Here is a 22,031-nt window from a genome sequence, read left to right as displayed (position 1 = left end):
GATTTCTTGTGCGGAAATTCTCCCGCATTTGGGATAGCGATTTTAGAATCGCTATCCCTTTTTTTACCTCTTATACAAACTTGTGTATCAAGCGAAATTAATTCATTCAAATTTATGATGATGTTTAAATTGTCTATTCCCATGCGTTTCACTCGTAATGCGCTAACCAAGTTTATGTTTGCGATCCAAGCATTTCTATTTAACGACCAAGTCTTTGCGAACAATACAATTCATACGGATATCTCAACCCAAAAAGTGAAAGGCTCGCTGGTGATTATCGGCGGTGCCTTACGCGCAGATAATGCAGTGGTATGGGAAACAATTGTTAAGCAAGCCGGCGGCAAAGGCAGCCGAATTGCGATTATTCCAGCGGCGTCCGGTAACCCACAACGTGCAGCGGAATTTGCCGAGTCGGTCTTAAATGCACACGGTGCCAATAGCTTCATAGTGCCACTCTCTGCACGCTATGCGGAAACAGATCCAAATAAAACAACCGAGCAAATTCAAAAAAACCCCTACTGGATAGCGCAAATTGAGCAAGCACAAGCCGTCTATTTTAGCGGCGGTGATCAATCAAAAATCACGCGCGCTTTGCTCGATCAACATGGACACGCAAGCTTAATGTTAAAAGCAATCTGGTCGATTTATCGCCAAGGTGGTGTTGTCGCCGGAACCAGTGCTGGTGCCGCGATCATGAGTACAACCATGTTCAATAACGCAAAAAGTGTGCTCACAACACTAAAACAAGGTGTCACTGAAGGTGATGAAATTACGGATGGACTAGGCTTTATTGGTGAGCAAGTTTTTATCGACCAACATTTAATTATTCGTGGGCGATTTGCCCGCATGCTACCCGCCATGCTAAAAAAATCTTACTTGTTAGGGATGGGAATCGACGAAAATACCGCATTGCTGGTAAAACAACAAAATGAAGTAGAAATCATCGGTTACAAAGGAGCAATACTTTTAGATTTAAGCTCCGCAAAAACAGATTCGAGCAACACAGAATTCAATCTTCAAAATGCGCAAATTTCCTATCTTTCGCATGGAGATCAATTTAATATCGCAACAAAGAAAATATCTCCAGCTAGCGATAAGCAATTAATCACTACACCGCAGTCTGAAGATACAGACCAAGCGCCAAATTTTCAACCAAATATTTTAGCCAACACTGTGATTGTCGAATCAATGTCACAACTGATGGAAAGCAAACAAAGCCATGCCAAAGGATTAGCATTTGGCGATCCACTCGACGCCAAAGGGCAATTAGGTTTTGAATTCGTTTTAAGAAAAAAGACCGACAGTCGCGCTTATTTCTCCAGTAACTCAGGAGCGGAAGCCTTTACCTTAATCAATCTTGATTTAGAGATCCAACCAGTACAAATGGCGACACCCCTTTACCACCGATTAGACTCACAAAAAAAAATGCTGAACGCTGACAAAAATTAGAAGAATCACTCTGTTGTTTTCCATGTAATTGAAGTGAGTCAAAATACCGTTCATGACAAATTTATTCTAACCTAATTGACTTATTCATTAGGAGGATACTATGGAGACAGCACAATCAACTCTGATAAATCAACCACAAAGAAAAGTAGAACAACTACTTAGTCGATACGCGGAAAGTCATCAGCATCCTAAAAATGAAGTCATACACTTCATTTGTGTTCCCGTGATTATGTGGACAGTACTTGCATTATTTTGGAGCTTACATCCAGCTTTAGCGCTTGCGATGACTGTGATTGCCTTAACTTATTATTTCAGCCTGTCGCTTGGATTTGCGATAGGCATGAGTGTAATGGCTGCAGCTATGCTAGTCATTTTATGGTATCTGCCGCAACAAATTATTTTACAAGTTGCCTTGATCGCTTTTGTTATAGCTTGGATTTTTCAATTCATTGGCCACAAAATTGAAGGAAAAAAACCATCATTTTTTGAAGACTTACGCTTTCTCTTAATCGGCCCTTTATTTGTAATCAGCTTTCTTTATCGTCGCTGGAAGCTCCCCTACTAAGTTGATATTAAACATAAAAAAAACCGCGTCTATTAACGCGGTCTCTTTATCATTAACAACAGTATAAACTACACTAAGGAAAGCAATGTTCTACTCAGTTACTTAGGTTCGTTTATAGCCAAGGAGATTATGACAAGCTCCAAACGTGCTCTAATTTTGCCCAAGCTTGTTGCGCCTTACCGTCTTTTGTCGCTGGCTTAAATTTGCATGAAGCGTAAATTTTCACCGCAGCTTTATCAAGTGCTTTTGAACCACTTGATTGATCAACTTTTGAATCAACTACGTTACCATCTGCACCAACTAGAACGGACAACATAACCGTACCAGTTTCTTCGTTCATCAAAGAAGATTTAGGATAAACAGCTTTTTCGCAAGTCTGTTTTTCTACCATAGGAACTTCTGCAGCATTGACTGCCAACACGGAACTGAACAAAGCAACTGCTAATACGATTTTTTTCATAGTCGAATCACCGGAAATAAATTAAGAGAAACCCATGACGACTTGATCAAGAAATTAAACAATCATTGCCACATGGAAACAGGCGACATTCTAAAGAAAGTTTTCCCGCAGAGCAATAGCTTTGCACAAAATTTCATCAGTTTTTAATGTCAACAGTAAATATATTCTCTTGTTTGATATCACATCAATCATAAAAAAACCGGACAAGCGATCAAACTCATCCGGCAAAATCATCACGCACTAGGGAAGCGTAGCGATGAGTAAATGCTGAAACCTAGTCGTAACTGGCATTTATATTCACTCCAGTGAAAGCTTGCTTCGCTTTCAACACAATGTAATACCAAGTTCCTGAACTCGGGGTGGCAAAAAATACGCTCTCATTATTTCCCGCCTTCAATGACGCTGCATCATAGGAGCTGGTGCTTGGGTAAGCCGCCTTTTTTACATAGAGATCGACGTCTCCAGTGCCACCATTGGTAAATAATTTTAAGTTTTTTGCCCCAGTCGGCAACATGATGTAAACGTATGCTTGCGTACTTGATGACAAGTTACGAATGGAACAATTTTTACCCAATTGAGAATTTGATGAACATGCAGGTAAAGTAACGACTGGTGGCGTTGGCATCGGCGGTTCACCATTGACAGTAGCCGTTTGTACCCATGATGCAAATTCTGCGTCATATCGCGTACCAATTGCGTTGATATGATTCTGGTATCCCGCATAATCGCCACTGCGTAATTTCGGTAGTATTGCATCGATATCACTACGGTGCCTTTCATTCATAAAACGCACTGCCATATAGCCCCAACGATATGCGCGCGTGACATAATCGGACATTGAATAAGTATTTCCTAATATGGTGCTTAACTTGTAAGTTCCCGTTTTCGCCGCATCAATTGCTGCTTGGTAGTTATTTTTGTAGGAAAGATATTCTCCCAATCCCTCTATCCACCACACAGTTGGTTTAGCAATACTCTGACTAAAATCGCCATATAAATTGAATCGCCCATCAAGATAGTGAACATACTCATGTTCAAGATTCCACACGGTAAAAGTAGGACGCAACCATGAGGCCTCGTGCGCGATAAATCGGGCTTGATTGTTGATATCTGCTGGATCACCTTCTAAATACATGCCACCATTGTCGGTTGCGATATCATAAATCGCACCCGCATACTTGTTATAGTTAGCGTAATCATCAAAGACAACTAGTTCCAGCGACTTATTGTTGTCATTCGCTACTGGCGTACGATTAGTCAACAACATATTGTGAAAATAATTTTCTTCAGCGGCTAAGATATTGCATGAGTCTTGCAGTTGTGCACTTGTCATATCCTGCGCACGAATCTTAATGGTTGGGCTACAGGTATAACTGGTTTTTAATACCGCATTCGCCAGTTGAGTCTTATAACCGCAAGTGCCATATTCAGCACAATTGGCGCTATCGTAATAATCAACTGCCACCGCCGCATTAAGCCACAAATCGCTATCAACGCCTGTCATACTAGACGTTGATAATTGATATTTGACCATGGGTTTAATGTTTGCTAACAGCGACGGATACTGCATAAAGCGAAATGCTTCATTCTCAGTATCTTTTAGTTGATAGGCTGCGGAGGAATTCAATAACGCGGATTTATTATTGACTACAAAACTATTCAATGCGTTCGAATAGACAGGGTTTAACATCGTAGTACCCACATCTGGACGTGAATGTGCATAGAAAAACACAGTCAAGGCACCAGTCAATGCACCTGCGGCGGAATCTTGCAATAAGGCACTCGCTGCATTCGGGTTTGACGCTGTGTTAGTAAATCGTTCGATCACCGTCTTCATACTCGGTAAATAGAAGACTTCATCGTTCAAGTTAGTAATTAACTTCATTACTTCACCAGCAGTAGTCGAACCTGCAGTATTTGATTGATAGAGCGCGCTGCCATTAACCAGTTGCTGAATCGGCGTACGCAAGCTAGTGACCACACTACTTGCCGGCTTAGGGATAACGTTTCCACTTGCCAAGTAAAAACTTGCTCGCAAATAAAGTGCTAAATTCACCAAACGAATATTGCTTGCGTTATATGCACTCGCCTCTTGGCTAAAACGATTAACAATCGTGTTCAAATTCGAAGCAGAATAGACCGTTGCAGCTTGTGACGGCGATAACGAAAATAAGCCATAAGTACACTCATAATCTGGCAAGTTCACTAGATAGTCCGCCAAAGCTGCACCTCTGTAGCTTGCAAGCTTGTTCATATCTTTACAGTCCGGCGTAGCTACTGCCATGCTGGCACTATCTGCTTGTATCAGCGTTTTACTCTGGCGGCTTGATTTGTTGAAAAGTTTTTGCTTATCACTTTTACTAATTGGTAAATTGAACTTCGTTTGTTCAACACTAGGCGGTAACTCAACGCGCTGCATTGGCCTTGGCGCTTGCTTTCTCTTTTGATGATCGTGGGCATGATCCTGTATCGCCGCTGAACTTAAACAACTACTACTCGCTGCAAGCAAACCAGCAGCAAGAATGGATACTCGTAAATATGACATCATTGACTCCTATATATTTTAGTTATGGGTGGTTTGACGTTTACACAAGCAACATCATCAAACCAAACTTTTGACGTATGCGCTGCGCATACACGCAATCATCCGTCTGTCTTTTTTAGGATTCATGTGTCTAACATGAGTCCTAAGTCAGATCGTGCTGGCTAACTCCCCTCCCGAAGAGATCAGTCAAAGATCCAAAGACAAAGTCATCCTATAAATATATTTAACAAATATCAATGATATATTTTATTTGAATTGCGAATTTATCTTGCCATTCACAAAAACAGAGAAAATATCTGCAGAACGGAATAAATCCAAATTTTAAGTAAATTTAAAACATATAAATATATTTAAATTTTGCATGGTGTGGTAAAAAAATGAATTTATTCCATGCAGCAATTCTGATTAGCCTATTTACGGTTTAAAGTAACTTGAAATCACATCCTAGGCTAAGCCAGAATATATCAAGCTACGCAGATAGGAATCGTGGAAAAGCTTATTTGACAGGGGTTTCCAAGGCATGGCATTTACAACTTAAATCACCATAAAAAAAGGACATGCAAACCTCACATGTCCTCTTTGCCAGCTTCTTATGTGTATTTAATACATAAGCGAGTCGTAATTTCTACTTCCTTTTTTACTCGTAATCGCTCATCGGTACACAAGCGCAGAACAAGTTGCGATCACCGTAGACGTTATCAGCACGACCTACTGGTGCCCAGTATTTTTGCTTACGCAAAGCTTGGACTGGATAAGCTGCCACTTCGCGGCCATAGGCGTGATTCCATTCATTAGCAACCAATACTTCAGCAGTATGTGGAGCATTTTTGAGTGGATTGTCTTTAGCATCGAATTCGCCACTCGCTACTTTAGCGATTTCTTCACGAATCGTGATCATCGCGTCGATGAAACGATCTAACTCGGCTTGTGATTCGCTTTCTGTTGGCTCAATCATCAATGTACCAGGGACTGGGAAGCTCATGGTTGGTGCGTGGAAGCCGAAGTCGATCAAACGTTTGGCCACGTCTTCATTGGAGATGCCTGTTGCATCTGTCAATGGACGCAAATCCAAAATACATTCATGCGCAACCAGGCCATCGTGGCCTGTGTACAGCACTGGGTAATGTGGCGCCAAACGCTTCGCGATGTAGTTCGCTGCCAAGATCGCTGTTTCTGTCGCAGCTTTCAAGCCTTCTGCACCCATCATGGCGATATACATCCATGAGATCGGCAAAATGGAAGCGGAACCGAATGGTGCAGCACTCACCGCAGAGATACCAGATTCGCTTCGGACATAACCGTTAGAGCGTTGATTCGGCAAGAATTTTGCCAAATGTGCGCCAACCGCAACAGGACCAACACCTGGGCCGCCACCACCGTGAGGGATACAGAATGTTTTGTGCAAGTTCAAGTGACTAACGTCGCCGCCGAATTTACCTGGTGCCGCCACGCCGACCAATGCATTCATGTTTGCGCCATCGACATACACTTGACCACCGTGCGCATGAACGATTTCGCACAAAGTTTGAATGCCTTCTTCAAACACACCGTGCGTGGATGGGTAAGTTACCATCGCTGCTGCCAAGTTGGCGCTGTGTTTTTCAGCTTTCGCTTTCAAATCAGCCAAATCAACGTTACCGTTGTCATCGCAAGCTACCACGACAACTTCCATACCTACCATCGATGCGGAAGCTGGGTTAGTACCGTGTGCAGAAGATGGGATCAAGCAAATATTACGATGACCTTCGCCGCGAGATTGATGATAAGCCTGAATCACTAACAAACCTGCGTACTCACCTTGTGAACCCGCGTTAGGTTGCAGAGATACTGCATCGTAACCTGTCGCTGCACACAACATCGCTTCTAACTGATCGATCATTTCGCGATAGCCGACGGTTTGATCGTTTGGTGCGAATGGGTGAATGTTGGAAAATTCTGGCCACGTCACTGGGATCATTTCAGATGTTGCATTCAACTTCATCGTGCATGAGCCGAGCGGGATCATAGTGCGATCCAAAGCCAAATCTTTATCCGCCAAGCTACGCAAGTAACGCAGCATTTCGTGTTCTGCGTGGTAACGGTTAAAGGTTGGATGTGTCAAATAGCTCGTTGTACGTGCCAATGCTGCTGGGAAGGCATCTGCCACACTTGCTTCAGTCGCGTCAAACGCTGGCGCAGCTTTGCCTTGACCGAGGATAGTCCACAGAGCTTCAACATCTGCACGTGTTGTGGTTTCGTCCAAAGACACGCCAACTTGTGTCGCACTGATCTGACGCAAGTTATAACCTGCTGCTTGCGCTGCTGCGTGTACCGCTGCGGCATCAGCAACATTGATTGTCAATGTATCGAAGAAAGAGCTGTTAGCGATCGCAACGCCCATTTGTTTCAAACCAGCAGCCAAAGTGCCAGTCAAACGGTGTGTACGTTGTGCGATTTGTTTCAAGCCTGCTGGGCCGTGATACACAGCGTACATCGACGCGATCACTGCCAACAATACTTGTGCTGTACAGATGTTGGATGTCGCTTTTTCGCGGCGGATATGCTGTTCGCGTGTTTGCAAGGCCAAACGGTAAGCTTGCTTACCCTGCGCATCGACAGTCACACCGACCAAGCGACCTGGCATAGAACGTTTGAATGCATCTTTAGTGCCCATGTAACCAGCGTGTGGGCCGCCAAAACCGAGCGGCACACCGAAGCGTTGGCTGTTACCGACGACGACGTCAGCACCCCAAGTACCTGGCGCTTCGATCAAAGTCAATGCCAACAAATCTGCAGCAGCGATCACCATCGCGCCTTTAGCATGTACAGCGGCTGTGAATTCGCGGTAGTCGCGGATTTCACCGTCAACACTTGGGTATTGCAAGAGTACGCCGAAGCATTCGTTTTCGATCGCTTCATTACCTGTCAAGGTGCGCACTTCTATGCCCAAAGGTTTAGCACGTGTTTCGATGATTTCACGTGTTTGCGGCAAGACGTCATGCGCTACATAGAACACGTTAGAGTTAGATTTACCAACACGTTGGATCAAGGTCATCGCTTCGGCAGCGGCTGTACCTTCGTCGAGCATAGACGCATTCGCGATGTCCATGCCTGTCATGTCCATGATGACTTGTTGGAAGTTCAAAATCGCTTCTAAGCGACCTTGAGAAATTTCTGGTTGGTATGGCGTGTAAGCCGTGTACCACGCTGGATTTTCAAAAATATTACGCAAAATCACGCCAGGCGTGTGCGTGTTGTAATAGCCTTGGCCGATGAAAGACTTGAGCACTTTATTTTTGCTCGCCAATGCCTTCAATGTTGCCAAAGCTTCGGTTTCAGATTTCGCTTCTGTGAATTGCGCCAATGGCAAAACATTTTTACGACGGATATTCGCTGGAACAATCGCATCGATCAAAGCGGTACGATCCGCATAGCCCAACACTTTGAGCATAGCAGCTTGTTCTGCTTCAGATGGGCCGATATGACGGGCGATAAAGGCATCATGTGCCTCAAGTTGGGAAAGGCTAGTACGTGTCATGGTATTTGGGAATAAAAACTAGTTAGAACAGGTTCTGGCAGGTCTCGGATGAGTCTAACTATCAACTATCCGGAAGCATTTTGTGCCCGTAGAAATTCAATTGTCGGGATGCAGTACGAGGCGCAAAGCATAGCAATATGTCGATATTGCGCGCATTTGCAACGAAGTAATGCGCCCGAAAATTGGATTTATACGGGCACAAAAAAATTAGCCGATATTTTTTGCGTAAGCTTCTGCTGACATCAATGCATCAACATCAGCTGCATTCGCTGGCTTCAATTTGAATAACCATGCGTCAAATGCGCCAGTATTGATAGAAGCAGGCTCGTCCACAACTGCGTCATTCACTGCAACAACTTCACCAGCCACTGGTGCGTACACGTCGCCAGCTGCTTTCACAGATTCGATTACGCAGCAATCTTTACCAGCGGCTAAGCTTGCACCGACTTTTGGCAAGTCCACGAAAACGATATCGCCCAATGCGTCTTGCGCGAAATCAGTAATACCAACGGAAACTGTACCGTCCGCTTCAACGCGTACCCATTCATGGGATTCTGTGTACTTACGATCTGCTGGAATTGTCATGTTGTTCTCCAAAAAAATTTAAAATGATTATCTTTAAAAACTAAAAACAAAAACCTTCGCCGCAGAGGCGCAGAGATCGCGGAGAAATATTTCAAAAAACCTCAGCGTACTCTGCGCCTCTGCGGCAAAAAATAATTAAGCTACTAATACTTTACCGTTACGCACAAACGGCAGTTTCACTACTGTTGCTGCTAATTGTTTATCTCGAATCTGTACATGCACAGTGTCACCGATCGCGACGCCCATAGGCAAACGTGCCAAAGCAATCGCTTCTTGCATCGTTGGGCTGAAAGTGCCGCTCGTAATTTCGCCATCGCCGTGTGGTGTTACCACTTTTTGATGCGCGCGCAATATGCCGCCTTTTTCACGCAGAATCAAACCTAAGAATTGTTGTGTTTGACCTTGTTCTAGCAATGCTTTTTTACCGACGAAATCACGTTCTGCAACCAGATCAATCGTCCAAGCCAAGCCGGCGTTCAATGGATTAACTGTTTCATCCATATCTTGGCCGTATAAATTCATACCTGCTTCCAAACGCAAAGTATCGCGTGCGCCCAAACCTGCTGGTTTTACGCCTGCGGCTGCCAAGGCATTCCATAAGTCAGTGATGCGTTCTGCAGAAACAGCGATTTCAAAACCGTCTTCACCTGTGTAACCAGTGCGTGCCACCATCACTTCGCCAAAAGAAGTGTTGTCAACGATCACGGCATTAAATGGTTTCATTTCTGCGCTGGCAGCTTTGGTTTCTGGCAAAACTTCCCAAGCTTTTGCACGTGCGTTTGGACCTTGCACTGCGATCAAGCCATAAGAATTTGCGCCGTCACGACGTTGTGTAATCGTAATGCCTGCATTAGTTGCTGCATTGTGCGCGTTCATCCATGCGACGTCTTTTTCCGCTGTGCCTGCATTGACGACCAAACGGAACCAAGTTTCATTCATGAAGTAGATGATCAAATCGTCGATGACTGTGCCTTCTGGCTTTAACATCGCTGAATACAGCGCTTTGCCAGAAACTTGTAATTTGTCGACATTGTTAGCAACCAGGCCGCGCAAGAAACTGCGAACATTCTCGCCTTTGAGATCAACCACGCACATATGGGATACGTCGAACATGCCAACGTCAGTGCGGACTGCGTGATGTTCTTCGATTTGCGAGCCGTAGTTCACCGGCATATCCCAACCGCCGAAATCAACCATCTTCGCGCCGGCTGCACGGTGTGCTGCGTTCAAGGGAGTTACTTTAAGAGTTGCTTGCGTCATGTGAGTGCCTCAGTACCAAGATTGGACATAAAAAAGGGACGAAACCGCATACGAATAATTCATTCGCATCGCTGTTGCTTCGTTTTACCCCTCTGTCCTGGTACCTGAGAGATTACGAGATTCATATTTAAACGATTCTCGTCGCACCTTCGGTGGGTAGTTCAGCGCGATTTATCTTTGCACTGCTACCGCTCTCCAGAGTAGGGGAGTTTTCACACCACCCCGCTGATCGGTCCTTTTGCCTGAGAGTTTGTTGGGTATTAGCCCCTTCGGCGGCGATTTGCTCTGTTTGCTTTCTGAGCCACGCTCTCTCCCGATCAAGTGCCGCGATTATAACCCGAAACCTTAGGGTCATTTCTTATCACGGCACTTTTTTTCACATTTTATTGCGTAATAAAGTGTCAATTGTCTTATGCAAATTAGCGTAAAAACGCGCTTATTTTGTTAGAAGCTAATCAACCTGAATCATCAATAAGGCTACTCCTGCACGCGCTCTGGCTTTCCAGCAGCACTCTCACTTGTATGATTCGCTGCTGCGCTACCAATTGCCAAAATCGGTTGACGTGGTGGCTCGCCCCACATACCTTTGCCACGTGCATAATAAGCATGCAAATAGCCCCAATAGACAAGTCCATCAGCACTGCGCGGGTCTAGCAAATAAAAACCTAAACGCCCCAAAGGCTGATTCAAAGGCACGTAAATCGCTTTATCTAGCGCCTCATTGGACCAAGCATAACCTGCACGTTTTTCTGGCACTTGTTCTTTCCATTGGCCTTTAATTTGTGCGGTAAAAATGCCCTGGAAAGTATCTTTTGCAATATTGCGCTCCGTTTCGTGGAAATACATCAAGGCCTCTCCTTTAGGACGCGCCGAACCTGGCAACACCTTCAGGCCATGCGCTTGCAAAATTGGGCGTAACTTTTCGGCATAAGCAGGATCAACTAGATAACCTTGCGGCACACGAATTTCATCAACGGCTTTGAACGCGACATACGCGGGTAAATCCATTTTCGTGCGAGACTTCTCTCCAATAATTTGGCCGTTAGCATCTTTGATCGGATCAACCACTTCAAAAGTATACGTCTCGGCAAGCGTCATTTCGGTGCGCAATGGCAAACGCGCATCATTGATTTTCCATTGATCTGCCCAACGTGTTTTCGCAGCCATTTGTTCGCGCTTTACTTGCTCTTTATTCGCCGCCAACCAGCGCAACAGCTCGACCACATATAAGCGATTATCTTCAATCCGCTCTTTAAAACTACGATACACATACGACTCCACCAATACACCTAGTGCATATTGCAGCGTTGGATAATTACTCACTAAATTCGGCGAAGAAAATGCAGATTCCCACCCAACAATTTTTTTGTCTTTATCAAAGCGAAAATTTCCATAGTCGTAGGTTGGCATTCCCTGTTTAAGCATCATCGCTCTTACATCAGTCAACATTCTTCGATTCAAACCTTGTAATGGTGCATCGCCTCCAGTCGCCCACGCTGGTTCATAAGTAATATGAAAGCCGTGATAACTACCATTGGTTGTATGCAAATCAAAAACCGCAGCAGGCTGAAAATCCTGATACATCGCCAACATCCAACGCGTGTTTGCAGCAGCGGCCTTCATCATGTCGCGATTTAAATCGATGCCAAACACATTTTCACGCGGACCAACGCCGCCGGCTGGATTAGGTTGATGACGACGGTTTAGCGGATCTTGTGCATCAGCACCATCGGCGTTGTAGGTCGGTAGCGTAACAATTTCTATCGATTGACGAATTTCTGGATATTTACCTTGGATTAATTCACGCAAAATAATTTGCATCGCATCTTTACCCTCCACCTCGCCTGCATGAATACCCGCATTGATGTAAACACGCAAAGGATCTTTACCTGTCGAGGCAAGACGCCAAGCATTCAACGGCTGCCCTGTTTCCGTCGTACGTGGCGCATTTTTGGGTTGATAGGGTCTCAGAGCCGCATCTTTTTTTTGCAGTGCCGACATAAACTGCGCAACATCGGCAACCGAGCTGGTCGTTTGATAATTATTTAATTCAAAACGCGCTTGCGGCCATGTAGTGTCTTTAGATTTATCACTCGCCTGAGCAAATCCAACGAAACTAAATAAGGTGGTGAGAACGACGGCAGAGTTCTTTATTGATTTCATTTTTGTGAGTGCGGTTAGTGATACTAGTTAATTTTCAATTTCAGAAGCCAAAAAGTAAAAAAACGACCTGAGCAAACGCTTACCCAGGCCGTTATCGATCATGCTTGCAAATTATTGCTAACAAAGTTTACTTGTTAGGATTGCGTTGTTTCCAGGCCTCTAAGTATTTCGTGGCCTTTGGATTTTTCTCATCCCATTTAGGAATCGCCGGACTATTCGCAATTTGTTCAACCGCGACCGCCACAGCACGATTCACCTTTACCATATTGTCGTAGTCAATCTTATGTGCTTCGTCACCTGGACGATGGTAGTCGGGGAAAGCATAGGCAACGCTAATCGTATGCGCAGGAATCCCTTGATCTGCTAATGCTTGGTTATCGCTTGCACCAAAATACTTATCGCTATTCACGGGATGTTTCCACACATTGATCCCTGTTTTATCACCGGCTTGTTTGATAATTGCACCAACATCAGAGAAATCAAATCCTGTGACACCTAAAGAAGCCACTTGCGGTCCTTCAGAATCATCAGTACGACCAACTTGTTCAATGTTAATCCCGGCAATCGTTTTCTCGATAGGGAAGATCGGATTTTTTCCATAATAGCGTGAGCCGACCAAGCCTTTTTCTTCACCGAAGAAAGTCATGAACACAATACTGCGCTTTGGACGCTCTTTCATGCCGGCAAATACTTTAGCCAACTCGATCACCGAAACCGTGCCACTAGCATCATCGTTTGCACCGTTAAAAATCTTATCGCCAACTTCATTTGCCTTGATACCAACGTGATCGTAATGCGCTGTGACTAACACATAGCTATCGCGCAATACAGGATCAGATCCGCGCAATACGCCAATCACATTTCTTACTATCGTCGGTGTTGTAGGCTCTGCCTCTGCTGGAGGCACTGGCGCACCAGGACGACGACGAATTTCTTTCTTCAACACATTCCAATCAGCAGTTTGAAAGTAGCCATCATTGCCAACCGCTTCTAGACCAATCGCACGAAATTGTGCTGCGATGTATTCAGCAGCCAAGTCCAAACCGCGTGAAGGTGTATCACGACCTTCTAGCAAATCAGAAGCCAAAAATGTCAAATGGCCTCGCATAGAATCAGCAGAAATACGGTCGACTGTTGCTTGCATTGCGACTGAGATTGTAGGTACCGTCTTCGATACAGCGGTCTCTTTTACCTGCGCAAAACTAACACTAGAAGCCATCAAGCACTGTGACACCAATGCCGCGACACAAGCCAACTTCATCCGATTCATTTTCTTTTGCATTTCATCCCACTCCTTAATTTGAAGATCTCGCCATGTCTACAAAGCATCAATCTACGTAACGATACACTCTGCTTCTTACACAAACTAGCGATAATATTTTTTTATTAGTTCAATAAAACGACTATTCAGAGCAAGAAACTGCGAATAAGTTCCAATGAACAGAAAAACTTTTACATCGACAACATGAATACGTACGCAATAAGAATTCCGCAGCGCCATGCACGCATGTAATTGGGCTTCTAATTACATACATGCATCAAGCGCGGCGTACTTCTTGCACACCACCGACTTCACGAATGACCGTCAATGCTCTCTGCAATTGGCTGGTTCCATTGATCTCTGCAGTGAAGGACATTTTCGCCTGCCCTTTCGCACTTTGCGTGTTAACCCCGATTACATTTATTTTTTCGCGCGAAAACACTTCGGAGATATCTCTCAGCAAGCCTTGTCGATCTTGTGCCATCACAAAGATATCCACCGGATAGACTGTATCTTTGCCGCCATCTCCCCAAGTAGTTTGTATCACGCGCTCTGGTGCTTTATTGCGCATCTCGGCAAAGTTTTTGCAACTTAATCGATGGATAGAAACACCTTTTCCGCGCGTCACAAAACCCACAATATCATCTGGAGGCGCAGGTTTACAGCAACGCGCTAATTGCGTCATCAAACCATCCGTACCAACGACCAAGACTCCTGATTTCGCTCCATGCGCGACGCTTGAAGAACGAATTTTTCCCGAGATAATAAATTCAGGACTAGCCTCCACCACGGGATCATCACGTAGTGCGGCTTCAACCTGTCGTAGACTGAATTCTTCCTTGCCCACTGCCAAAAATAAATCATCGAGACTTGCAAAGCTCAACTTGCGAGCCAGTTCCTCTAAATTCACCGAGGTTTTACCCTCTCTTTGCAGCGTTTTTTCTATCATGCCGCGACCAGTGGAGAGTGTAATCTCTTGATCAATCGCATTGAACCAAGCACGAATTTTACTGCGCGTGCGAGTACCGACAGAATATTCCGGTGTCAACCAATCACGTGATGGTCCAGTTTGAATCGAACCAATTTTGAGCGTGATAATTTCAACTGTCTGACCATTTTTCAACTTCGTGTTCAAGGGTACCATCACACCATCAACACGCGCACCGCGACAACGATGACCAACATCCGTATGCAACTGATAAGCAAAATCAACAGGGGTCGCGCCGGTAGGCAATTCAATTACGCGCGCTTGCGGGGTGAGCACATATATGCGGTCATCGAGCGTGGCGGCTTTGACTTTCTCGACCCATTCGCGCTGCAATTGCTCTTGATCGACCACCACATCGGACACTTCATTTTTCCATGCCAATAACTGTCTTAACCAAGCAATTTTTTCATCATATTCTTGCGCTGAAAAATTCGAACCACCAGTTTCTTTGTAACGCCAATGCGCAGCTACGCCGAACTCAGAAAATTGGTGCATTTCTTTAGTACGAATTTGCACCTCTAGCGGTCGCCCATCTTCGACCACCACCACCGTGTGCAATGATTTATAGCCATTTGGCTTAGGACGTGAAATATAGTCGTCAAACTCTTGTGGGATCGGCGTCCACAAATTATTTAAAATCCCTAAGACTGCATAACAATCTTTAATATCATCAACAATCACACGAAATGCGCGAACGTCATATAGCTCATCAAAATCGACTCGCTTGCCTTTCATCTTTTTCCAGATGCTGTAGATATGCTTAGGGCGGCCACTCACTTCCGCCTTCACACCAACCGTCTTTAATTCGTGCTCCAAACGGGCAATCGCTGATACCACGAAGCTTTCGCGCTCGACGCGCTTCTCTTCTAGCATTTTGGCAATGCGCTTATATTGATCCGGCTCTAAAAAGCGAAACGAGAGATCTTCCAACTCCCATTTCAATTGCCATACACCCAGACGATTCGCCAACGGAGCATATAAATCCATGGTCTCACTTGCGTATTGCTGAGCAGCGCCATCCTCGCGCTTGCATTCGGCAAAATAACGTAACGTTGTCACGCGAGAAGCCAAACGTACCAATACAACGCGCATGTCATTGGCCATCGCCAATACCATTTTGCGTAGCACTTCCATTTGCGACGCGGTACGTTCTGATTCGTCTTTACCTCGTCCTACATCATGCTGCGTTAATGTGGCTTCACGCAGCCGCATCAAACGCCGCACCCCCGCCACCAGTTCAGCAATATCTTTGCCAAACTGTGCTTCAATTTTTTCTGACGCTAAAGGATTAATTTCCGTCAACTCGAACAGTAAACCGGCTATACGCGTATCCACATCGGTTTTCAACATCGCCAAAGTCGATGCCACACCGATTGCAAATTGCAAAGCATTTTGCTCTGTGACGATGTTCCTAGCTTCAAAAAATGGCGTAACGAATTCCAATGCTTGCGAGACGCGTGCGGCATCGGCAGCCGACAACCCTTCGACTATTTGTGCCTCAGAAAGCGATGCAGATAGAGAGACCATATATTTTTACATTCAAATGCACATTACTTTTGCGCAGCAGTCACGACAATTTCAACCAACCAATCTGAATTCGCCAAAGCTGCTTGCACAGTGGCGCGCGGTGGCGCATTTCCTGGTGCAACCCAAGCATCCCATGCTTGATTCATGCCCGCCATATTTGCCATATCGGTGATAAATATCTGACACATCAAGATTCGCGATTTATCACTACCAGCTTCTTCCAATAACCGATCAATTTGCGCCAAAACATTATTGGTTTGTCCAACGATATCTTGACTCGTATCCTCGGGAACCTGTCCCGCTAAATAGACCGTCTTATTAAAAATCGCAAACTCAGATAACCGTGGTCCCACATGAAAACGTTGCATCACACTCAAACTCCTATTCCCTAATCTAACTTAACTAAACTTAATTCAATTCATTTCAATTCAACAGAAAATCTCTAGCAATCGCAATTTGATCCGCATTAATAAAAGTAGGCGCATGACCAACGCCAGGAATCTCAATCAATTTCGCACGTGGCCCACGGCTTTGCATTTGCTGCGCAGTCTCAACGCTCAACAAATCCGATTCAGCACCACGTACTAATAAAGTCTCACAACGAATGGCATCGTACGCAGCCCAAAGCATTTTTTCTCCGATCGCCGCGGATTCCAAGGTGGTCGCTTGAACAGGAAGTGCCAAACCCAAATCATAATGTCGTATCCACTTACCTTCCGCATTCTGGCGCAGCACATCACGAGCGAGTTTTTCCCACTGCGCATCGGTGTGTGGCCCGAACGAGCTGGAGACCTCGCGAATGAATTGCACGCCTTGCTCAAACGTGTCAAAACGTACGTCTTGTCCGATCAATTCGCCAATCCGTTTTAACCCATCGAATCGCAGACTGGGGCCGACATCGTTCAATATCAATTTACGAATCGGATTGTCTTTCATCGACGCCAAGATCAAGCCAATCAAACCGCCCATCGAAGTACCAAACCAATCTATGGTTTGCGAATTTAAGCGAGCGATTAAAGTCACCATATCACTGACGTACTGCGGTATTTGATATAGCTGAGGATTTGCTAAGCGATCTGAATAGCCTCGTCCCACAACATCAGGACAAATCACACGATATTCATCGATCAAAGCCGAAGCTAATGCATCAAAATCATCGCCAACCCGCGTAATACCGTGCACGCAAATCAGCACTTTAGGATTCTGCTGGTCGCCCCATTCTTTATACGACATCCGATGAAGACCTGCGGGAGAAAAACACTGCACAAATTGACGACGAACGGTCATATAAAAAATCTTTGTTGGATTAAGAAAGTAAGCTGCCATTTTACCGAGGGTTTAGCATAAAATCCTTTTGAACTTCTTTTTTCTCACACTATTTTTGATTTTTCTATAGGAAACAGCATGCAATCTCGATCACTCGTCGGAAAAACTGCCTTAGTCACTGGTTCAACTTCAGGAATCGGTTTGGGAATTGCCCGTTCACTAGCCACAGAAGGTGCGAATATCTGTTTGAATGGCTTTGGCGATTTGCAAGAAATTGCTGCTCTACGCGCTGCGATTGAAGAAGAGTTTCAAGTCAAAACAATTTATTCAAATGCCGACATGACACAAGCTAATCAAATCGCTGAGATGATGACGCAAGCACAAAACGAATTTGGTGGCGTCGACATTCTCGTCAATAATGCGGGGATTCAGCATGTGGCGGCAATTGAAGATTTTCCTGTTGAAAAATGGGATGCCATCATCGCCGTCAACTTAAGCTCAGCTTTTCATACGACGCGACTCGCCTTGCCGTCAATGCGTGCGAAGAATTGGGGCAGAATTATCAACGTCGCCTCGGTACATGGCTTAGTCGCATCAGCGCAAAAATCGGCTTATGTCGCAGCCAAACACGGCTTGGTTGGTTTCACCAAAACCACAGCCTTAGAAACTGCAGATAGCGCAATCACCTGCAATGCGATCTGCCCAGGCTTTGTGCTAACACCACTGGTTCAAAAACAAGTTGATGCACGCGCCGAGCGCGACAACATCAGCAATGAAGAAGCGAAGAAATCACTACTCTCCGAAAAACAGCCATCGGGCGAATTCGTCACACCAGAACAATTAGGTGCACTAGCGGTATTTTTCTGCAGTGATGCGGCAACACAGATTCGTGGTGTTGCTTGGAATATGGATGGAGGTTGGGTCGCGCAATAAAGATTTGCGGATTGCATGAGTTCAATTGATCAATCGCGCGATCAATCATTCATAGAATAAATTGTTGGTAGAATTCTTGGCAGAAAAAAGCCTGAGAAGAAATTTCTTCTCAGGCTTTTTTCTTTTTTTATGGACGACAAATTTAATCAATGCGTGATCGACTTCCAAGTCGATCAATCCGCATTGTTTAAACCGCGCTCATATCAATTGTTGCTTCCGTTTTTGCCTGAATCTCTTCCTTGCTAACCCCTGGCGCCAATTCAACCAACTTCAATCCGCTTGGTGTAACATCGATTACACCCAAATCGGTGATAATGCGATCTACCACAGCAACACCTGTTAATGGCAAATTACACGTCTTCAAAATCTTATGTGCATCGCCTTTCGCAACGTGCTCCATTAACACCACAACGCGGCCAACACCGGCGACCAAATCCATTGCGCCGCCCATGCCTTTTACCATTTTTCCTGGAATCATCCAGTTGGCAAGGTCGCCCTTTTCTGAAACTTGCATTGCGCCCAAGATTGCCACATTAATTTTGCCACCGCGGATCATTGCGAATGAATCAGCAGAACTAAAAATCGATGAGCCTGCTAAGGTCGTTACCGTTTGCTTTCCTGCATTGATCAAATCTGGATCAACTTGATCTTCTGTTGGAAATGGGCCAATACCTAGCAATCCGTTTTCAGATTGCAACCACACTTCCATATGACTTGGCACATGATTTGCCACCAAAGTTGGCAAACCAATTCCCAAGTTCACGTAAAAACCATCTTGTAATTCTTGCGCCGCGCGAGCAGCCATTTCGTCACGATTCCATGCCATGATGATGTCCTTTTTCTTATTCGGTAATTAACTTGGGGATACAGTGCGTTGCTCGATGCGTTTTTCTGGATTCGCATTAACAACGATACGATGCACATAAATACCCGGTGTATGAACCTCATCAGGATCAATCTCACCAATGTCAACCAAATGTTCGACCTCAACGACCGTGATTTTGCCCGCCATCGCCACATTAGGATTGAAATTACGTGCAGTTTTGCGATATACCAAATTTCCTGCTTTATCGGCTTTGTAAGCTTTTACCAATGAAACGTCCGCTACTAATGAACGCTCCATCACGTACTGTTCGCCGTCAAACTCACGCACTTCTTTACCTTCTGCAACGATAGTACCGACACCCGTCTTAGTAAAAAACGCAGGAATGCCAGCGCCGCCAGCACGCAATTTCTCTGCCAAAGTGCCCTGTGGCGTGAACTCCAACTGCAATTCGCCAGCCAAATATTGGCGTTCAAATTCCTTGTTTTCGCCTACATAAGAAGAAATCATCTTAGTGATTTGACGCGTTGTCAGTAATTGACCCAAGCCAAAACCATCAACTCCTGCATTATTTGAAATGGCAGTTAAGTACTTTTTACCACTATCGCGCAATGCAGCGATCAAGGCTTCTGGAATACCGCACAAACCAAAACCACCAACTGCGATAGTCTGACCATCTTTAACAATATCAGCCAGTGCCGTGGCGGCATCAGGATAAAGCTTATTCATATGTCTCCCTTTTCTAGGTGTACAAAAAAAAATTAAGGATAGAGCGCATTTACTGACAATGCAATACCGTAGAACTACTAGCGAAAGTGTGCACAAAGTCTCTTCGTTTTTGCACACCATAGGTGAATAACTCGCCAGAAAATAAGCTTCGTTGTATTCTACTGGACTTATTACACTCATAAGCCCACTTAATTCCCTTCTCTATCGCCATGCCCGTTGCCACACCCATTGATTTTGAAAGTATTTTTCAGTTAGCACCGATCGGCATGTGCGTCTCACAAAACCGCAGGATCAGTGCGTGCAACCAAGCTTTGGCAAGCATGTTTGGCTATCAGCAAGAGGATTTAATCGGACAGTCTTTCTTGATTTTATATCCGAGTCCAGATGAATTTGAGCGAACCGGCGCGCGCATCGAGCCGATTATCAATGCCACCGGAACTTATTCAGACGAGAGAATCATGAAGCGCGCAAACCAGGAGTTATTTTGGTGCCATGTAACAGGCCGTTCACTAGATCCTGCGAATGCACATGCCTCAGGAATTTGGACATTTGACGACTTGAGTGCCAAACGCAAAGTATCACAAGAATTGTCAACCAGAGAACGCGAAATCGCTGCGCTCTTAGCCGAGGGACAAACCAGCAAACTAATCGCGCGCAACTTACATCTAAGTCCGCGCACGATAGAAATGCACCGCTCTAAATTGATGAAAAAACTCAATGCCACGACATCTAGTGATCTAATCAATAAACTCTTACGAATAAATTGATTTTAAAAATCAAAAAATACATCAGCGTTTTTTGTGTCACTAAAACACTTCAGTTTCGCCGCCTTCCCCTTCTTGGTAGCGCATCGCGATTTCCTTAAATTCATCCGTGATCTTTAAAAACACATCCAAGATATCAGGATCGAAGTGCGTGCCTCGCCCTTTGCGCATGATATCGATCGCTTCTTCATGCGTGAATGCCGGCTTGTAGACTCGTCTTGAAATCAAGGCATCGTAAACATCGGCAACTGCCATTAATCGGGCCGAAATGGGAATTGCATCACCGGATAAATTTTCTGGATAACCAGATCCATCCCATTTTTCTTGATGCGAATAGGTAATTTCACGCGCGAAACGTAAAAATTCATTACTTTCACCGAGATAACGCTCGACGGATAAAATCGTTTCGCGACCGTAATTGGTATGCAGCTTCATAATTTCAAATTCTTCTGAAGTCAGCTTGCCAGGCTTCAAAAGAATATTGTCTGGAATACCTACCTTGCCAATATCATGCAAAGGTGCAGATTTATACAAAAGCTCTATATTTTCATCGGTCAATTCAGCTGAAAAACGAGGCAAATGTTTAAGCTGCCGTGCCAACGCAGCGACATAATTTTGCGTGCGCCGAATGTGATTACCTGTCTCGTTATCACGTGTTTCGGCCAATGAAGCCATCGCCATAATGATGGCATCCTGCATCTTAGCAAGCTTGCGAGTGCGGTCTTTGACCAAGCCTTCTAAATTCTTGTTCTGATCTTGTAAGAGATTTCTGGCTCTCACCAAGTTCAACTGGGTAGCCACCCGCGCCAACACGATAGGCGGACTTACTGGCTTACTAATGTAGTCCACGGCACCCAATTTCAGTCCCATTTCCTCGTCTGAAACTTGGCTTTTAGCCGTCAAAAAGATTATCGGAATGTGATTGGTTTGTGGATTCTCTTTCAAGCGACGGCAGGTTTCATAGCCATCCATCTCTGGCATCATCACATCCAACAGAATCAAATCGGGACTAGGATCAATCGAAGCAATATGCAAGGCTTTCAAGCCATTGGTCGCGATCTTAATCTTGTACTTGTCTTTAAGCAGTGCGGAGAGCAAAGTTATATTATCGGGAGTATCGTCAACGATTAAGATGACTTGCTTCGCATCTTGGTCCTGAGCATCATTCATATTTCACCTTAGAATAAGTTGAACGT

The 22,031-nt window shown here is 44.8% G+C and carries 17 protein-coding genes and 2 riboswitches; of the genes, 4 read left to right on the top strand and 13 right to left on the bottom strand.

What is annotated here, in order from left to right:
- Window positions 1-114 precede the first annotated feature (114 nt).
- On the top strand, window positions 115-1,449 hold the full coding sequence (locus IE103_RS13910; protein WP_189346716.1) for a cyanophycinase: 1,335 nt from the start codon (window positions 115-117) through the stop codon (window positions 1,447-1,449).
- A 100-nt stretch (window positions 1,450-1,549) separates the two neighbouring features.
- On the top strand, window positions 1,550-2,014 hold the full coding sequence (locus IE103_RS13905) for an Mpo1 family 2-hydroxy fatty acid dioxygenase (protein WP_189346715.1): 465 nt from the start codon (window positions 1,550-1,552) through the stop codon (window positions 2,012-2,014).
- A gap of 127 nt (window positions 2,015-2,141) precedes the next feature.
- On the opposite strand, the gene IE103_RS13900 is transcribed toward IE103_RS13905, so the two are convergent.
- From IE103_RS13900 to IE103_RS13855, 10 genes are all read right to left on the bottom strand, one after another.
- Complete coding sequence (locus IE103_RS13900; RefSeq protein WP_189346714.1) at window positions 2,142-2,474, bottom strand: energy transducer TonB; 333 nt, start codon at window positions 2,472-2,474, stop codon at window positions 2,142-2,144.
- Between the two features lie 274 nt (window positions 2,475-2,748).
- Window positions 2,749-5,019: a M9 family metallopeptidase gene (locus tag IE103_RS13895; RefSeq protein ID WP_189346780.1), complete on the bottom strand. Its 2,271-nt coding sequence runs from the start codon at window positions 5,017-5,019 to the stop codon at window positions 2,749-2,751.
- A gap of 637 nt (window positions 5,020-5,656) precedes the next feature.
- Complete coding sequence (gene gcvP / locus IE103_RS13890; protein WP_189346713.1) at window positions 5,657-8,536, bottom strand: aminomethyl-transferring glycine dehydrogenase; 2,880 nt, start codon at window positions 8,534-8,536, stop codon at window positions 5,657-5,659.
- A gap of 207 nt (window positions 8,537-8,743) precedes the next feature.
- Window positions 8,744-9,121 carry a glycine cleavage system protein GcvH gene (gcvH, locus tag IE103_RS13885; protein WP_189346712.1) on the bottom strand — a complete coding sequence of 126 codons (378 nt, stop codon included), beginning with the start codon at window positions 9,119-9,121 and terminating at the stop codon, window positions 8,744-8,746.
- Window positions 9,122-9,256: 135 nt separating this feature from the next.
- Window positions 9,257-10,381, bottom strand: coding sequence for a glycine cleavage system aminomethyltransferase GcvT (gcvT, locus tag IE103_RS13880; protein WP_189346711.1), 1,125 nt, complete (start codon window positions 10,379-10,381; stop codon window positions 9,257-9,259).
- A gap of 82 nt (window positions 10,382-10,463) precedes the next feature.
- Window positions 10,464-10,590, bottom strand: a riboswitch (glycine riboswitch).
- A gap of 11 nt (window positions 10,591-10,601) precedes the next feature.
- Window positions 10,602-10,707: riboswitch (glycine riboswitch) on the bottom strand.
- A 151-nt stretch (window positions 10,708-10,858) separates the two neighbouring features.
- Window positions 10,859-12,544: a M14 family zinc carboxypeptidase gene (locus IE103_RS13875; protein WP_189346710.1), complete on the bottom strand. Its 1,686-nt coding sequence runs from the start codon at window positions 12,542-12,544 to the stop codon at window positions 10,859-10,861.
- A 127-nt stretch (window positions 12,545-12,671) separates the two neighbouring features.
- Entirely contained in the window at window positions 12,672-13,826 is a 1,155-nt protein-coding gene (locus tag IE103_RS13870) for a M28 family peptidase (protein WP_229827288.1), read from the bottom strand.
- Between the two features lie 256 nt (window positions 13,827-14,082).
- Window positions 14,083-16,320 carry a RelA/SpoT family protein gene (locus IE103_RS13865; RefSeq protein ID WP_189346709.1) on the bottom strand — a complete coding sequence of 746 codons (2,238 nt, stop codon included), beginning with the start codon at window positions 16,318-16,320 and terminating at the stop codon, window positions 14,083-14,085.
- A 23-nt stretch (window positions 16,321-16,343) separates the two neighbouring features.
- Entirely contained in the window at window positions 16,344-16,688 is a 345-nt protein-coding gene (locus IE103_RS13860) for a RidA family protein (protein WP_189346708.1), read from the bottom strand.
- Between the two features lie 55 nt (window positions 16,689-16,743).
- Window positions 16,744-17,607: an alpha/beta fold hydrolase gene (locus IE103_RS13855; RefSeq protein WP_189346707.1), complete on the bottom strand. Its 864-nt coding sequence runs from the start codon at window positions 17,605-17,607 to the stop codon at window positions 16,744-16,746.
- Window positions 17,608-17,724: 117 nt separating this feature from the next.
- Between IE103_RS13855 and IE103_RS13850 the strand changes: the two genes are divergently transcribed.
- Window positions 17,725-18,519 (top strand): 3-hydroxybutyrate dehydrogenase, encoded by a 795-nt coding sequence (locus IE103_RS13850; RefSeq protein ID WP_189346706.1) that lies wholly within the window; start codon window positions 17,725-17,727, stop codon window positions 18,517-18,519.
- A gap of 187 nt (window positions 18,520-18,706) precedes the next feature.
- Here the strand turns inward: IE103_RS13850 and IE103_RS13845 are convergent, their stop codons facing one another.
- Together IE103_RS13845 and IE103_RS13840 are read right to left on the bottom strand one after the other, a co-directional pair.
- Complete coding sequence (locus tag IE103_RS13845; RefSeq protein WP_189346705.1) at window positions 18,707-19,345, bottom strand: CoA transferase subunit B; 639 nt, start codon at window positions 19,343-19,345, stop codon at window positions 18,707-18,709.
- A 27-nt stretch (window positions 19,346-19,372) separates the two neighbouring features.
- Entirely contained in the window at window positions 19,373-20,071 is a 699-nt protein-coding gene (locus tag IE103_RS13840) for a CoA transferase subunit A (protein ID WP_189346704.1), read from the bottom strand.
- Window positions 20,072-20,280: 209 nt separating this feature from the next.
- Between IE103_RS13840 and IE103_RS13835 the strand changes: the two genes are divergently transcribed.
- Window positions 20,281-20,838: a LuxR C-terminal-related transcriptional regulator gene (locus IE103_RS13835; RefSeq protein WP_189346703.1), complete on the top strand. Its 558-nt coding sequence runs from the start codon at window positions 20,281-20,283 to the stop codon at window positions 20,836-20,838.
- A 39-nt stretch (window positions 20,839-20,877) separates the two neighbouring features.
- Here the strand turns inward: IE103_RS13835 and IE103_RS13830 are convergent, their stop codons facing one another.
- Window positions 20,878-22,005, bottom strand: a complete 1,128-nt coding sequence (locus tag IE103_RS13830; protein ID WP_189346702.1) for a response regulator — start codon at window positions 22,003-22,005, stop codon at window positions 20,878-20,880.
- Window positions 22,006-22,031: the final 26 nt, after the last annotated feature.

It is taken from the genome of Affinundibacterium macrobrachii (genome assembly GCF_014652415.1).
GTDB classification, from domain to species: Bacteria; Pseudomonadota; Gammaproteobacteria; order Burkholderiales; family Burkholderiaceae_D; genus Undibacterium; species Undibacterium macrobrachii.
The sequence above is the reverse complement of the archived record's forward strand: the minus strand, read 5'-3'. Positions and strand labels throughout refer to the sequence as shown.

What these genes read in the sequence shown, in the direction of transcription:
- IE103_RS13850 (WP_189346706.1), top strand. Translation starts at nt 17,725, where the DNA reads ATGCAATCTCGATCACTCGTCGGAAAAACTGCCTTAGTCACTGGTTCA.
- gcvH (WP_189346712.1), bottom strand. Translation starts at nt 9,121, where the DNA reads ATGACAATTCCAGCAGATCGTAAGTACACAGAATCCCATGAATGGGTA.
- IE103_RS13840 (WP_189346704.1), bottom strand. Translation starts at nt 20,071, where the DNA reads ATGAATAAGCTTTATCCTGATGCCGCCACGGCACTGGCTGATATTGTT.
- IE103_RS13910 (WP_189346716.1), top strand. Translation starts at nt 115, where the DNA reads ATGATGATGTTTAAATTGTCTATTCCCATGCGTTTCACTCGTAATGCG.
- IE103_RS13900 (WP_189346714.1), bottom strand. Translation starts at nt 2,474, where the DNA reads ATGAAAAAAATCGTATTAGCAGTTGCTTTGTTCAGTTCCGTGTTGGCA.
- IE103_RS13830 (WP_189346702.1), bottom strand. Translation starts at nt 22,005, where the DNA reads ATGAATGATGCTCAGGACCAAGATGCGAAGCAAGTCATCTTAATCGTT.
- IE103_RS13855 (WP_189346707.1), bottom strand. Translation starts at nt 17,607, where the DNA reads ATGACCGTTCGTCGTCAATTTGTGCAGTGTTTTTCTCCCGCAGGTCTT.
- IE103_RS13895 (WP_189346780.1), bottom strand. Translation starts at nt 5,019, where the DNA reads ATGTCATATTTACGAGTATCCATTCTTGCTGCTGGTTTGCTTGCAGCG.
- IE103_RS13865 (WP_189346709.1), bottom strand. Translation starts at nt 16,320, where the DNA reads ATGGTCTCTCTATCTGCATCGCTTTCTGAGGCACAAATAGTCGAAGGG.
- IE103_RS13905 (WP_189346715.1), top strand. Translation starts at nt 1,550, where the DNA reads ATGGAGACAGCACAATCAACTCTGATAAATCAACCACAAAGAAAAGTA.
- IE103_RS13845 (WP_189346705.1), bottom strand. Translation starts at nt 19,345, where the DNA reads ATGGCATGGAATCGTGACGAAATGGCTGCTCGCGCGGCGCAAGAATTA.
- IE103_RS13835 (WP_189346703.1), top strand. Translation starts at nt 20,281, where the DNA reads ATGCCCGTTGCCACACCCATTGATTTTGAAAGTATTTTTCAGTTAGCA.
- IE103_RS13875 (WP_189346710.1), bottom strand. Translation starts at nt 12,544, where the DNA reads ATGAAATCAATAAAGAACTCTGCCGTCGTTCTCACCACCTTATTTAGT.
- gcvT (WP_189346711.1), bottom strand. Translation starts at nt 10,381, where the DNA reads ATGACGCAAGCAACTCTTAAAGTAACTCCCTTGAACGCAGCACACCGT.
- gcvP (WP_189346713.1), bottom strand. Translation starts at nt 8,536, where the DNA reads ATGACACGTACTAGCCTTTCCCAACTTGAGGCACATGATGCCTTTATC.
- IE103_RS13860 (WP_189346708.1), bottom strand. Translation starts at nt 16,688, where the DNA reads ATGCAACGTTTTCATGTGGGACCACGGTTATCTGAGTTTGCGATTTTT.
- IE103_RS13870 (WP_229827288.1), bottom strand. Translation starts at nt 13,826, where the DNA reads ATGCAAAAGAAAATGAATCGGATGAAGTTGGCTTGTGTCGCGGCATTG.